The organism is Psychrosphaera sp. HA2-10 (assembly GCF_055693745.1).
Window position 1 is genome coordinate 2,787,652 of sequence record NZ_CM146341.1, and the last position, 13,649, is coordinate 2,801,300.

Here is a 13,649-nt window from a genome sequence, read left to right on the forward strand (position 1 = left end):
ATAAAATGATTTTAAGCGTTCACTCTTCCGCCAATTATTTGTACTTAACCGACAAATCACATGATTTCCCATTTATGATTGCTGAAGTGACGGCATCCAATACCACTGTCCTTGCCAATTAATTAATTCTTTATTTAGCGAATTCACCAAATAGGGAAAATCCAAGCTAGAAAATGCTTCTATGCGGTGGATTTCCCCGTCGTGAAATTCACTTATTTATTGTTTTTTTTTTAAAACTTATCAATTAACTACAATGTGATCTAAATTCATCCAAGCCGCTTTTCCACCGTTATTTATTATCTTAACCTGAAGGAAGCTATTACGTTCTTGTGTAACTTTTTGTATTGCAATCTCACCAGTAACTCTTCCTCCCATTTCATTTAAGGTTTGAATGAGGTCAAAACAATCCGAAGGGATAGCTCTTGATATGTACTGTAAACCGCCGTAGCTTTTTTCTAATTGTGTTAGCCTTTGGATAGAACTGTATGTTTCACACATATAACTACCGCGAACAATTACACCTCTTCCGTTTTTTATATCCTTAATTTTCCTCATTTCGGGAGTAACGTATCCAAGTTCGATAGCTTTTTCTTTAACAATTACCCCACCAATACCTTCGTAAAGCATCCTTGCATACTCTTGTTTTTGCTCCCCGCTTAAATGACTAAGTCCCTTCGAATAATAAGTACGGGCTGTTGTCAGGTCTTTTTCAATTCCTAAACCTCTGGCATGGTACTTAGCCAATAATGCATAGGTGTAACTAGCGTCTTTCTCATTTGCTACTTGCCATTCTAATAATGGTTCAAGAACCTTAATTGATTTTTCATATCTACCAATTGCGTCATAAACCGTTTGAAGTCCGTAATAACCAACATAATAACTATCTGAATGCAGGCCTTCATAAATATCTTCAGCTCGATCGTACTGACTCAGTGCCAAGTACTTTTTACCAAGTTTGTCTAACAAACTTACCTTCTGATTTTCGTCTTCTATTGTTGAAATCAGGGTTTTCGCTAGTTTATGCTCATTTTTATGCACCAACTTGTTTATGATGTCGTTTCGATTTTTCTCTTCCTTAATTGTTTCAAACGCTATTTCTATGCCCTCAAGCTTCCCTAAGGAGATATTTACTTCAGCAACTTTTGTTTTATAAGACTCATTTTCAATATCACTCGACATAGCCGATTCACAAGCCATTAAAAATATTTCTTGGCTTGTAAAATGCGTTTTGGCCAATTTTATGAATTTATCATGCGATTTCTTTATTTGACCTGAATGCGCATTTTCATCACATATTTCGACACCATTGTTAGATATCTCATTCGCAACATACCAAGAGGATTTAGTGGTTTCGTGAACAGACTTTGAAACAGCCACGCACAAGAGTGAAATAACACCCGCCATAAATAAGGCATTGAAATGATTGTTAAGCTTTTCTGTAATCCATTTATTAGCTACGATTTGCTGCTGTGATTCTGCTTGTAGTAAACCCAACGCAACCGAACCACCAACTAAAACACCAATAACTAAGTGGCTGATTAACCTACCTATTGAATTTGCATCCTCAAAAGATTTCGCCCCAATGTTCACTAAGTAAATGATTGCAGTAAAAGTAAATATTACACCTAACACAATTTTTAGAGTCTTTGACATTTTTTACTCCTTCTAAAGCATCATTAACCAATTAACTATCCCGTATGCACCGAGACAAAAAGCGGCAACAGTAAATAATCGGGATAAAATATTTGACTCTCCTGCATAGCCACACTTGGGGCATCGTGTCGCTCTGGAAGAAATTTCAGCGTTACATTCGGGGCAATAACCTAAACTCATTACATATCCTTTAATTGTATTTTAATAAAGCGTCCCTTGGCTGTAGCAAAAAGGGAACACCAATAAAGATATGTAAATTCAGTAAGTTGGGGTGAACAAACCCGACATCATGATGAACATAGCCGACTTTATATTGTGCCGGCCAAATTTTTTACTTAGGTGACTGAGTTATAAACTCTTTTGGCGACTGCCCGAAAGCCGTTTTAAAACTTCGGCTGAAATAACTGGAAGAATTAAAGCCAACTAAATCAGAAGTAAGTGAAATTGATTTCCCTTCAATTAACAATTCCTTTGCTTTTAGCAATCGGTAATTTCGAATGTACTCGGCTGGAGTTTGATTAAATATTGCCTTTAGTTTTCGTTGAAGTTGCCTTTCGCTCATAGCAACCGAATCAACTAGCTTTTCGACACTAAACTCATTATCAGCATAGTTCTTCTCAACTAGTTGGTTTAATCGCTCAATGAATTTTTGGTCACGCTCACTGACAATACTTTCCATGGGGTCATTCTGATTTTGCTGAGTTTTAAATCTTAGCTTTTGGCGCTCGAGTGTGTTTTTTACTTTTAGGAGCAATTGCCGAGCTTCAAATGGCTTGGATATATAATCAACCGCCCCCAATTCGAGCCCTCTTAATTCACTTTCTTCATCCGCTTTAGCTGTTAATAGCATCGTTGGGATATGACTGGTATTGTCATGTTTTGCAAGGGCTTTAACTAATGAGAAACCATCCATTTCTGGCATCATGACATCTGAGATTATCAAATCTGGAATGTGTTCAATGGCAAGCTCTACCCCTTTTGAACCGTTGGCTGCATTGGAAACTTTGTAATCACTTGATAGTAAATCGACCAAGAAACCACGGAGTTCATCATTGTCTTCAACAATAAGCAGTGATTGTCGTTCTTTTTCTTTAGATTCAATTTTGCCTGCTCCAAGTTCCATTATTTGTCTTTGAGCTGGTGACGTTTTGGTGCTTTCGATAACAAAGTCATTAATCGTTAAAGTAAAAATGACCGAGCCAGCTTTACTCGAGCAGTTTATATTCCAACCATTTTGCTTACATATATCTCTTACTAGCGATAACCCTAACCCAAAGCCTTGCTCAGAGTCGCTTTGACCCAAGCGTTCAAAACGGTCAAATATTCTTTCAATTTTCTCTTTTGATAATCCAGCATGCTGATTTTCAAAAATTAATTGGCACTCGCCATCAAGTATTTTTGACTGAAGCCTAACCCAGCCACCAGCACTAGTGTATTTCAATGCATTGGAAAGGAGGTTCTCAAGTATTGAAATCAGATCTTCTTTATCTGCTTGCACTAAAGCATGGCTACTTAGATGTTGCTGTAATTCAATTTGCTTTTGTTGCATTAAAGGCTCAAAAGCTATGACATAACGAATAAGCAAATCATCAATATTGATTGGTTCAATTTGCTTTTGTTTTTGCTCGACCTTACTTAAATGCAATATCCGCTCTACTAAACCAAACAATCTCTTTCCGTTATTCTGAGCTAGATTGATAAGCTTTTTCTGCTGCTCTGTTAAATTTGATTGTTGAGCTAATTGTTCAATCGGTGCGTTAATCAGGGTAATTGGGGTTCTAAGTTCGTGAGAAATATTGGCAAATAGTTGATTCTTTTGCTCTAAAGTAGATGCTAACTCAGCCGTTTTTTCGTCTACTGTTTTCTCAAGTTGTGTTTTTTGCCTTAACAGAAAGCTTGTTCGATAACGGTAATAACCATAACCTGTGAATATCAATAATAATAAATATAATATTAGTGCGATATCTGATCGGTAATAAGGTGGGCTTATCAAGATGTTTACGTCACTTTGAGCTTTATTCCATACTATTCCATCGCGTGAATATTGCAGCTCAATGCGATATGAGCCTTTTGCTAAACCACTGAGTTGAATACTGTTAGCATTACCATTATTAATCCACTTACCTTCGTTTAAACGATACCTAAATTGGCGTTGTTCGATTTGAAAGAAATCATCAACGAAGTACTCAAGTGAAATGGTGTCTGTTGATGCCATGAACTCTAAACTAAGGGGAGCTCTAACTAATGCTTTGCTATCGGGTGAAATCCATCTCAAACTAGCGGCAGAATCACCTTGCATTAATCGCTCGGGAATAATTTTTGAAACACCATCAATACCTGAAAAATAAAGGCTTCCATCAACTCCAGTTGCAACACCTTTGGTATTAAACTCACTACTTTGTAATCCATCACGTTTAAACAATGCTTTGATTTGATTCGTTGATTTATTCCAACGATATAGACCATTAAACGTCGATAACCACAAGACGTTTTTCGACTCCTTCGTTACAGCCTGTATGTAGTGACTTTTTAACGGTAAAGGATAGTGTTTAAACGTATCTGAAGATGGTTGATATTGATAAACTCCGTTGCTGGTTCCAAGGTATAGCTCTGCATCATCTATATACACATAGTAAACAGTAACTTGGGGCTGGTTATCGCTTAATTGAAGTGAGTAGTGGTGAATTAAATCGCTTTCAATATCATAACGATTTACTCCGTCCATCGTACCAATCCAAAGCTGGTTACTCTGGCCTTCTGCTAGTACATAAATATTGGCGTTTGCTTTTATACCCCTTGCATTGCCACTGACACCCACTTGTTTAAAGTGACCCTGATTTTCATCCACCAGCGTTGTTAATCCACCACGCCAATTCGCAACAAAGATCTGGCCTTGTGTAGTTTCAACGACATCTAAAACCGCACCTTCCGCCGCAGTATCAGGTATTAGTTTGGAATGGACATTATGTGAGATCGTATTTAATGCGGCATCAAGATGATACAAGCCATTATTCGTTGCCAACCAAAAACTGCCGTCATGAGATGGTTCTATTTTTAGAGTAAAGGTATCAAGCACTAACTCCGCTTTACCCAATCGACCATTGTCTGATATTGGGTAGCGGTATAAGCCACCAACGGCGCCAGTCCAGAGATAACCATTGTTGAGCATTAATGAATTTATATCATCTGATAAAAGGCTATTTTGAGCCTGCTCTGAATACTGATAGGTTTGAATTGCAAATCCATTGGCAGGAATGGCTATGACACCACCTTGAAAACTGCCGAGCCAAATGGTGCCATCACGACTTACAAACACAGAGCGAACATCGCGGGTTATATTTCCAAGCTCATAAGGTTTAAGCATTGAATAATTACTGAATGTTTGGGCTTTAAAGGAAAATTTACTCAGGCCATTATTTGTTGCAATCCACAACGAATCTGCATCTTCAGCCAAGTTAGATACCGTCAACTGCTGATAGTCTGGATTTGGGTTTAATCGTTCAAAGCACTCACAATCTGCTTTAAATCGGCTTAAGCCACCAAGTACAGTGCCAATCCAAATTTCGTTCTCAGTGGTATTAAACAATGTATAGACTGTATTAGAACTTAGGCTTTGATCATCATTCGAATCATGACCGAAGTAATCAAAGCGCTTTAAGGTAAGATCATAACGATTTAAACCGCCCCCCCAAGTCGCAATCCAAATATAATTGCCCTGTCTTGCTAATGAACGAATTGATTTATGATTGGTTCCATTACCATTATCACTGACAGGAAACGTCGATACCTCTTGTGTAGTTATGTTTACTACATTTAACCCATTATCTGTGCCTAACCATAGCTCATTACCTACTTTGAGTACTGCTTGAATATTGTTGTGAGACAAACCTTTTGAGCTATCATAGCTGGTAAAACTATCTGACTCTTTATGGTATTGACTAATCCCATTATGGGTCGCTATCCATAGAGAATTGTCAGGTGCCAGATAAACTTGATTAATACTATTTCCCGCCACGCTATTTACATCATTCGGTTCATAGCGGTATACCTTAAAATTCTGGCCATCAAAACGATTCAGTCCATCCTCAGTCCCAAACCACATATAACCATCACTATCTTGAGCAATGGTATATACCATACTATTTGATAAACCATCTTCGATGTTATAACTGATGTAGTTAGGGTTCGGTAAAAATTGCGCAGCTAATGATGATCCCGAATAAATGAAGATAAAAAGTAAAACCGTCCGTAGTAACGCCATAATCAAATTAAGTTTTTAGAATTATTATAATAAGCAAATCATACTTTATTTCTTACTCGGTCTCATACACTTAACCGACACTCTCATGTCAGTATCCGACAAAGCACCAGAATATTATTGTCTAAAAATCGAAACTGCAGGAAAGTTATATGGTATCAATACGGAAAAACATTGGCCTTATTTTGGAAAACATGGCCGGTATTGAGCTATTGGATGCCGACCAACTTAATTCGCTCCATTCAAAAATAGCGCATACCTTTCTCCCACAAAAAAAGCCCGTTTAAGGGCTTTCATTATTTTAGATTAAGAGCAGCTAATTGTTGCTACGCCAACTTATCGTTCAAGTCTCCAAGTCGGACGTTCAAGCTTGATGTCTTTACCAACAGCTTTGATGATCAAAGGCACTAGGCGTTCTTGATCTGGGCCTACGAGTGAAAAAACATGGCCATTGATGTCGTTTCGATTAATGACATTTTGCTCTTCAGGCGCCGAGCTAAAGTTAGACTTATTCTCGTCTACGATTTGCTTGGACAACGTTTGTTGCATTTCTTTGGTCGCCATTGCCTTTTTTGTCGCTAGCTTGTTTGTTTTAGTTCGAGCTGTGCGACCAACTCTGTGAAGATAGTCGTTATTGTTAACAGGCAAGTCAAAGTTAACCACATAATATAAATCATCAATATCGATACCACGCGAAACAATGTCGGTTGCCACTAGGTAATTAAACTCACCAGTTTTAAAACCTTCTAGTCGTTGCTGACGTTTTTTCTGTGAAATGTCGTTATGAATACCAGTTGTTACAAAGCCTTGTTCGTTTAATAGCTTATTTAGGTAGTTCACTTCGTGTTTGCTGTGCGCAAAGATAAGAACACGAGTGCTATCAAGGCGTCTCAATAGTGCATATAAATGCTCATGTTTCTCTTCACGACGCACGCGGTACATAGTATGGACAATCTGATCGAGAGCCGGCTGAATATCGCCACCTTTAATCAGCTTCACGCGGTTTTGGTATTCTTTACTAAATTTGTTAAGTGCTTTTGAGTCCGTAGCCGAAAACAGAACTTTTTGTGCCTTGGCAGGCATTAACGCCATCATATGTTTAAGTTCGCTATGAATGCCCATGCTAACTAAACGATCTGCTTCATCCATTACAAAAAACTGAATTTTTTCAAGTGAGATGGTTTTTGCTTTTAGCATGTCCATTAAGCGCTTTGGTGTTGCAACCAAAATATCGGTACCGCGTTTAAAACGATTCGCTTGCGATTGCATTCTAACGCCACCAAAAATGCTAATAGTACGAAGGCCTAGACCTTTACCGTATAAGCCAATCGACTCTTCTACTTGCAAGGCCAGCTCACGAGTTGGCACTAAAAACAATGCACGAATAGGTCTTACTTGCTCTCCGCTGTAATCAACCTGACTTAACTCTTGTAAAATCGGCAATAAATAGGCCGCCGTTTTACCCGTTCCAGTTGGTGCAATCGCATAGGTATCTGTACCTGATAGGACCGCGCCAATGGCTTTTTCTTGGATGTAAGTAGGCTTGCTGTAGCCTAATGTTTTGGTATTGGATTGAAGGGTTTTGTTAAGTCCGAGTTTTGCGAAAGATGCCATGATGCTCAATTGTTGACGAATAATGGTTTTATTATACCTCAAGTCTGCCGAATTGGTGTGCAAATTGCGCACGTAAATTTTTACCAATTAGCTAACTATATTGGAGTGACAATTTCAGCAATTGAATTAACTATATTTTCTGGTAAGTTAGCTTACAAATAAATGATACGCCGATATCTAAAAAATCGATTGTTAGGCTTTTAATAACTCCGATTGCCTAGCGTATATTTAACTGGAGTTTTACTTAAAAAGGATTTACCCGTGAAAGACATTTTTGTTTTTGATTCAATGTTAACCCCTAAAATTATCACTTTTATTTATTGGCTTATGCTTTTAGGCTGTGTAATTTCTGGTTTGAGCGCTATGTTTACTCAATATGGTGGCGGATTTTTTGCAGGGTTAGGTATCATTGTTTTTGGTTCTATCGGCTCAAGAGTTTGGTGTGAGTTACTCATTGTTTTATTCAAGATCCACGAAAACCTAAAAGCTATCGCGGAAAAGTAACAAACCGTATTTAAATCAAATAAGAGACTAAGGACAGCTGTTTTTAGTCTTTTTTTGGTACATTAATTTGGCTTTTTGTATTGAAGCTAAGACCTATTAATAACGCTCAATATATAAGGAAAGCTTTTGAAAACTCTATTCATAGTTACCCTGGTTTCGCTTCTGTCGTTTACCGCCCATTCACAGGAGCAACTTCACGCATACCCTATGTCTGGATTGCAATTACATGCAACTAATAACGTAACAAAAGTCGACGCTGACGGGCCAAACGTTCGATTTTTCCTAAAGAACAAAGAAATATTCGCCACTGCCTTTATTTTTAAAGACACGCGAAATCCATACCCTTTACTAAAGGCCTTTTCTGAACAGTTTCTTAAAAGTGCCTATGCTAATAACGACTATCAGGTATTTAAAAATAGTGAGATAGAAACTTCATTCAAAAATGAAAAGAGTCATGGCGTAGAATACATGCTTGATATAGATGGAACGAAATGCGAGTTACTTTTGGCAAACGCCGTAAATAATCAAACTTATATCTTCTTCAATATATCAAACGAGAAAACGACTTCTAAATGTGAAGAGCACGGTGAGAAGCTAAAATCCTTTGCGAAACAAGTAACTGAAAGTATCACCATAAATGTCATCTAATAACATTAGGCTGATAGCGACAAAACGTGTTTTTGATTTTATTACAATGGAGTCGCGACTATGAAGCTTGAACAAAAAGTCCCTCCGTTAGTTCTATTGGCCCTATGCGCATTGTGTATGTTTCTAACGAATCATTTTTACGCCGATTTGAATCTTACTTATTCGTTTAATTTAATTGCGCTATTGCTGCTTGCGCTAATAGGAATATGTTTTGCGCTAGCAGGCGTCGTGGCCTTCAAAATTCATAAAACCACCGTAAACCCAGTAAATACTAAAAATGTTTCTACTTTAGTGAATTCTGGCATTTATAAACACACTAGAAACCCAATGTATGTTGGTATGCTCTCGGTATTAATTGGCTATTTAATATATTTGGCCAACCCGTTAAATGTTGTTTTTGCTGCGTTTTTTGTGTTGTATTTAAATAAATACCAGATCATCCCTGAAGAACAGTTTTTAGAGAAGCTATTTGGTAGTGATTTTATCACCTATAAAAAAACAGTAAGGCGTTGGCTTTAACCTTCAGAAATGGTCCTATTTTCTTCACTTTACTGTTTTGAATTTTGCAATTTTTCCCATTAATCGCCCGAACTGTCTGATCCGTTCGACTCGTCAATAAAAAAATTAGGGCTGCCTTCAAACAGATCTTTGTTCATTTCACTGTTAAACAGTTTAGTGTCCATATCGAATTGACTAAATCCCAAATGTGTCAGTTTGTATACTTCGGTGTAAGCATCGTTCACTATATCAAAAAGACCACGCATGGCTCTCTCCTCAAGTTTTACATTTCGGTTAATAGTTACAGCTGGTGTACTTTTTTTACAAGAAAGAAACGTACCAGTTTGGCTATTTTTTGTACTACCCTGTTTTGTAAAGGTTTATAATTTGTTGTGTCGTGAGGCATCTGTTGACGTTGCACCAATTTGATCAAATCTCGAATATTTTTGCACCAAATGGGTTCGCTTTATTTCTATATTACTCATCTAATTAAAAAGATTGCATCTGCTCTTTATTTGATGATAAAAATTTAGATAGTTTATAAACAAACGATTTAGGAATGCGGTAAATGCAAGATCCGGTTCATGGTAGTTTTAAAGTATGGCTAGAAGGCCACTTGGTTTATTGTGATTATGCGGAAGGGTTTAACGCGGCTGGTGTTAGAGCCATAACGGAAGAGATATTGCGCGTAGCTGCACCTGTAACAAAGTGGGTTATGCTGCAACGGCCAGAACCTAGTGCTGGCATTACTTATGATGCCATAGAGTTAATGTACCAAAGTTATGTGCAACTGCAGCGAGCAGGCTGTTTAGCTGTCGGTTTACATGAAAATAGTATTTACGTGCATTCAGGTCGATTTAGAAAGGATGGCGAACTTACCATGCCTATTGTTATTGATAAGGACATTCCGAAGCTCATGGACTTTCTAAACCAAACCTTAGAGAAAAATAAAATCTTTTAACGCATCTTAATAATCAAATTACCCGGATGTCTTTTTGGCAAGCACCTGTAACAAGTCCAAGAATGCCTGCACCGATTCCACCGACGCCGATTCTTGCATCGTGTGGTACCCAATCGTTGGTATTTGTATTGTTGTTCCGTCAACCAACCCATTTGAGGCAGCGATAATTCGCCCAAGCTCAGTGCTTCCTAAAGAATGTGGAGACTCACCTCGACTCACTCTTAATGCATTATCGTCTTCGACATATTTATCTTTGTAAATGTAACTAATGTTATTGTCTTCGCATAGCTTTGCAATCATCGCAGTTGATGATGAATTGAAGTTTGCATTAGCGTCTTTTTCTCTAAGCACCAGTAATTGTAAATTAGCTGTTTCTACGTTTGGAAATGGACTAGTATCAACAACAAATAACTTATTGGTATTGCCACCAAAACGGCGAAACCATTCTAAAAGATAACGCCAGCTTTTCCCCGCTTCTTCTTGTGCTGTAAAAAATGCCGTACCTTGAAACCCTTGACTGAATAAGTGAACAAGTGCGGTTGCGGTGAGTACGTTATCAAGTTGTCCTGATAATCGCTCTTCGGTAATTTTCAACTTGTCTTTAAAGGCGATGGGCGTTCCCGCCACGACATCTTCTAAACCTTCAATTTCGAATATCAGGTTGTTGCGATATTCACAGACGTAGCTATTTTTTATGACACCATTCCCACGATAAACGCCTGACCAAGGTTCGTATGCATATACTGTTTCCGACTTGAACCGCTCAGTTACCTTAGTCATCAGTTCTTCAGAAACTGAGTTATTTAATAAGTCTGTTTTATTTGCCGATATAAACGCCGCATATTGAAATTCATTAGGGCCAGTGCAAATCAGTCCATGCCGATCGATGTGAGCAGAAAACATGGCGCTAAATGGATCAGAACCTTGTGCAACGAGCAAACCCTCGTACCAAGTTACTTTGGCGCCTCGTTCTTCAAGTTCTCGTTGTAAAACCCTAAAAAACGAATGTTCTGCGCCAACCACACTGGGTTGTCTTATGATCGTTTTCAACAAATCGATAAAGTCATTGTCTAGCATTATGTCGCCTACGGTTTAGGTGTGGATCCTTGCCTATCAAGGTCCATTAATAATGCTTTGAATATAAACCTGAAATGGCAATACAACTAGTTTTTTTAAGGCTCTATTTGCGTTAATTGTTGAAAAGTATAACTAACAAGAATTAACTAATTAAATTGGTTGGTTGAGATTACAAAATTAATCGAGCAATCTAATAGGGGTTAAAATCAACTAGAGTCGTTCAATCTTGGATAAGCATTTATCATCTGTGATATCGCAAAGTATCCCTAATGTCTCAATATCTGTTTCAATAATATCTATTTGTAAAAGATTAGAAACAAAATCTTTCAATAAAGGCTTATGGATTAACCCCATCATTTCGATGTGATTTAAGCCGTTGTATGTGTTTAATACTAATTGCTTTAAATGTATATCACTCCAGTCTAAAGCTGGTGTTACCCTATCATCAATAGAAGCATATACATATGTCGGTACAGTGGTCGATTTGATTCTACTGATTATATCTATGTCTTGAACATCTACATTTGATTTTTTGTACACTAATTGAACCGCATCTTCCACATCTACTTGTGATATGAACTTGGAATAAAACTTTTCTTTGTGCAAAATATCCCATATGGCGATGGTCGAGTGTTCAAAGTTAGTCATCGGAGCAACTAAATGAAGGTGAGGATTGTCAATTTTCTCAGAAACAGCTTGAGCTGCAACAGCCCCCATCGAAAAACCTATTAGGTGAACTTGGTTAGGCTTCTTTTTCTCAATATATGAGACTATAGGCGAAACATAATCTAAGCCAAATTGAAACGAATCAGATTTATCCGCACTTTGGATTACAATGACTTCTGCACCACTTATATATTGTAACCACAGTTGCTGGATATAAATGATTTCGCTTGGCTGGCTATATCCAGAGAATATAAAAATTAGATTGTTGTCAGAATTTGCATTCACTACATCAGCATTTCTTAGCTTGAACAGCCACTTTTTATGGTTTTTATTTACTTTGAAGCTAAACGACAATTCCATCTTATCAACTTCTAAGTCTTTAATCTTTTGCGCTTTAATACAATGAAAATCGTTGTCACATAAATCAACTACAACAATACCTTCAGCAATATTGCCTGAAATATCAAGTGTATTTGAAGATGTTATTTTATTAGCAATAAAATTCGAACAGCCCGCAATAAAAAGAGTAAAGAAAATAGTTATGTATAACTTCATTTAGCAACCTTTCATTCCATTGAACTTTATAGCTTCACCAATTAGCCTAAAACTATTTATGAGTTCAGGCAAACCAATGAAATCAGACACTTATCTTAATGGCATGATTAGGAATGTCAAACATCATACTGGTAATGAGTATGCCAGATTTTCATTTATCAAATACTCCACTTTGATCTCTTTGTACTTATCTTTCTTGCTATCCATCATTCTCATCCAACCTAAGTAGTTTGATAGATATTCTGTACCAACGCCATTAAACCTTCGCTTCCAGCCGCGTAAACGGCTCATATAGCCATTTACATTCTGGATATGGAATTGACCACCGATCACTCGCTCACCCTTGCTTACAATGGTTCGGTAGTGCTGTATGTTCTCTTCTTTAGCAAAAGAACGGTATGCGTGTGCGCCATCACTACAAAGAATACTGTCATGGTTTACTATTGGCCTCATTGCGTTGTGAATCTCATCGCTTGAATGCTCTTCCAGTACAAAATCAGTTAAACCACCACTTCTGTCAACTACGATCAATACAGGGATTTTATCGTCAACAGTTCTTCTATCGCCCATACCTCCACGCTTTCTAGATTTTCGGTCATAAATAGTCTGATTGCCTTTAAAACTCTCCATATAGAACATTTCATCGGCTTCAATTATCCCTGCTACATCTAATGGTTTCCGTTGAGCTGGAGCTTTTAAGAATCTGTGTCGCCAACGAAACGCTGTAGTCTCTGCAACCTCTAAAAGCTATGCCACTCGTCTAATTGGCAAACCATCTAACATGTACTCTAGGTTTTTAGCCCAAAGTTCACGCTTTCGTAATCGTGCTAGAGGTGTTTTGGTTAGGGCATTGAAGGTTTTACCACATGTTGAGCTTTTGCATTTGAAGCGTTGCAAGCCAGCAGCCATACCCCATTTGCCAATTTCCTCATTGCCACAGTGAGGGCATATAACATCATCACCTTTACATTCATTGATTAGGTTATCTGTATCACCACGTTTGAGGTCTTCAACAACATGGTGATGTAGCAATCGTTTCTGATTGTGTGTTAGCTTAGATAACGACTCAATTATTAACGTGAACTGATTCTTCTTCAATGTCCCGACCTCTCTAGCTTTGGGACAATTAGTTATAGTACAAATTCAGAGATCAACAACTAACGCAAATAGAGCCTTTTTTAAGCACTTTACTAACTTTGTAATATATTTTTAGCG

At 37.7% G+C, this 13,649-nt stretch carries 11 protein-coding genes and 1 pseudogene; 4 read left to right on the forward strand and 8 right to left on the reverse strand.

Annotated elements, in window-relative coordinates; genetic code table 11:
- Positions 1–240: 240 nt before the first annotated feature.
- The 4 genes from ACZ1GV_RS12670 to ACZ1GV_RS12685 form a co-directional block, all read right to left on the reverse strand.
- Complete coding sequence (locus ACZ1GV_RS12670) at positions 241–1,653, reverse strand: tetratricopeptide repeat protein (protein WP_472674475.1); 1,413 nt, start codon at positions 1,651–1,653, stop codon at positions 241–243.
- A gap of 12 nt (positions 1,654–1,665) precedes the next feature.
- Positions 1,666–1,833 (reverse strand): zinc-ribbon domain-containing protein, encoded by a 168-nt coding sequence (locus tag ACZ1GV_RS12675; protein ID WP_472674476.1) that lies wholly within the window; start codon positions 1,831–1,833, stop codon positions 1,666–1,668.
- Between the two features lie 151 nt (positions 1,834–1,984).
- Complete coding sequence (locus ACZ1GV_RS12680; RefSeq protein WP_472674477.1) at positions 1,985–5,914, reverse strand: hybrid sensor histidine kinase/response regulator transcription factor; 3,930 nt, start codon at positions 5,912–5,914, stop codon at positions 1,985–1,987.
- A 333-nt stretch (positions 5,915–6,247) separates the two neighbouring features.
- Complete coding sequence (locus ACZ1GV_RS12685) at positions 6,248–7,525, reverse strand: DEAD/DEAH box helicase (protein ID WP_472674478.1); 1,278 nt, start codon at positions 7,523–7,525, stop codon at positions 6,248–6,250.
- A 261-nt stretch (positions 7,526–7,786) separates the two neighbouring features.
- Here ACZ1GV_RS12685 and ACZ1GV_RS12690 point away from each other — a divergent pair, with 261 nt between their 5' ends.
- From ACZ1GV_RS12690 to ACZ1GV_RS12700, 3 genes are all read left to right on the forward strand, one after another.
- On the forward strand, positions 7,787–8,029 hold the full coding sequence (locus ACZ1GV_RS12690; protein ID WP_472674479.1) for a DUF4282 domain-containing protein: 243 nt from the start codon (positions 7,787–7,789) through the stop codon (positions 8,027–8,029).
- A gap of 126 nt (positions 8,030–8,155) precedes the next feature.
- Positions 8,156–8,677 carry a hypothetical protein gene (locus ACZ1GV_RS12695; RefSeq protein ID WP_472674480.1) on the forward strand — a complete coding sequence of 174 codons (522 nt, stop codon included), beginning with the start codon at positions 8,156–8,158 and terminating at the stop codon, positions 8,675–8,677.
- A 60-nt stretch (positions 8,678–8,737) separates the two neighbouring features.
- Positions 8,738–9,196 carry a methyltransferase family protein gene (locus tag ACZ1GV_RS12700; protein WP_472674481.1) on the forward strand — a complete coding sequence of 153 codons (459 nt, stop codon included), beginning with the start codon at positions 8,738–8,740 and terminating at the stop codon, positions 9,194–9,196.
- 59 nt (positions 9,197–9,255) lie between these two features.
- On the opposite strand, the gene ACZ1GV_RS12705 is transcribed toward ACZ1GV_RS12700, so the two are convergent.
- Entirely contained in the window at positions 9,256–9,441 is a 186-nt protein-coding gene (locus ACZ1GV_RS12705; RefSeq protein ID WP_472674482.1) for a hypothetical protein, read from the reverse strand.
- Positions 9,442–9,743: 302 nt separating this feature from the next.
- Between ACZ1GV_RS12705 and ACZ1GV_RS12710 the strand changes: the two genes are divergently transcribed.
- Positions 9,744–10,136, forward strand: coding sequence for a hypothetical protein (locus ACZ1GV_RS12710; RefSeq protein WP_472674483.1), 393 nt, complete (start codon positions 9,744–9,746; stop codon positions 10,134–10,136).
- Between the two features lie 18 nt (positions 10,137–10,154).
- On the opposite strand, the gene ACZ1GV_RS12715 is transcribed toward ACZ1GV_RS12710, so the two are convergent.
- From ACZ1GV_RS12715 to ACZ1GV_RS12725, 3 genes and pseudogenes are all read right to left on the reverse strand, one after another.
- Entirely contained in the window at positions 10,155–11,213 is a 1,059-nt protein-coding gene (locus tag ACZ1GV_RS12715) for a peptidase M42 (protein ID WP_472674484.1), read from the reverse strand.
- Positions 11,214–11,423: 210 nt separating this feature from the next.
- Positions 11,424–12,434, reverse strand: coding sequence for a hypothetical protein (locus tag ACZ1GV_RS12720; RefSeq protein WP_472674485.1), 1,011 nt, complete (start codon positions 12,432–12,434; stop codon positions 11,424–11,426).
- Between the two features lie 123 nt (positions 12,435–12,557).
- A pseudogene (locus ACZ1GV_RS12725) lies at positions 12,558–13,532 on the reverse strand (IS1595 family transposase).
- Between the last annotated feature and the right edge of the window lie 117 nt (positions 13,533–13,649).

What these genes read in the sequence shown, in the direction of transcription:
- ACZ1GV_RS12670 (WP_472674475.1), bottom strand. Translation starts at nt 1,653, where the DNA reads ATGTCAAAGACTCTAAAAATTGTGTTAGGTGTAATATTTACTTTTACT.
- ACZ1GV_RS12675 (WP_472674476.1), bottom strand. Translation starts at nt 1,833, where the DNA reads ATGAGTTTAGGTTATTGCCCCGAATGTAACGCTGAAATTTCTTCCAGA.
- ACZ1GV_RS12680 (WP_472674477.1), bottom strand. Translation starts at nt 5,914, where the DNA reads ATGGCGTTACTACGGACGGTTTTACTTTTTATCTTCATTTATTCGGGA.
- ACZ1GV_RS12685 (WP_472674478.1), bottom strand. Translation starts at nt 7,525, where the DNA reads ATGGCATCTTTCGCAAAACTCGGACTTAACAAAACCCTTCAATCCAAT.
- ACZ1GV_RS12700 (WP_472674481.1), top strand. Translation starts at nt 8,738, where the DNA reads ATGAAGCTTGAACAAAAAGTCCCTCCGTTAGTTCTATTGGCCCTATGC.
- ACZ1GV_RS12705 (WP_472674482.1), bottom strand. Translation starts at nt 9,441, where the DNA reads ATGCGTGGTCTTTTTGATATAGTGAACGATGCTTACACCGAAGTATAC.
- ACZ1GV_RS12710 (WP_472674483.1), top strand. Translation starts at nt 9,744, where the DNA reads ATGCAAGATCCGGTTCATGGTAGTTTTAAAGTATGGCTAGAAGGCCAC.
- ACZ1GV_RS12715 (WP_472674484.1), bottom strand. Translation starts at nt 11,213, where the DNA reads ATGCTAGACAATGACTTTATCGATTTGTTGAAAACGATCATAAGACAA.
- ACZ1GV_RS12720 (WP_472674485.1), bottom strand. Translation starts at nt 12,434, where the DNA reads ATGAAGTTATACATAACTATTTTCTTTACTCTTTTTATTGCGGGCTGT.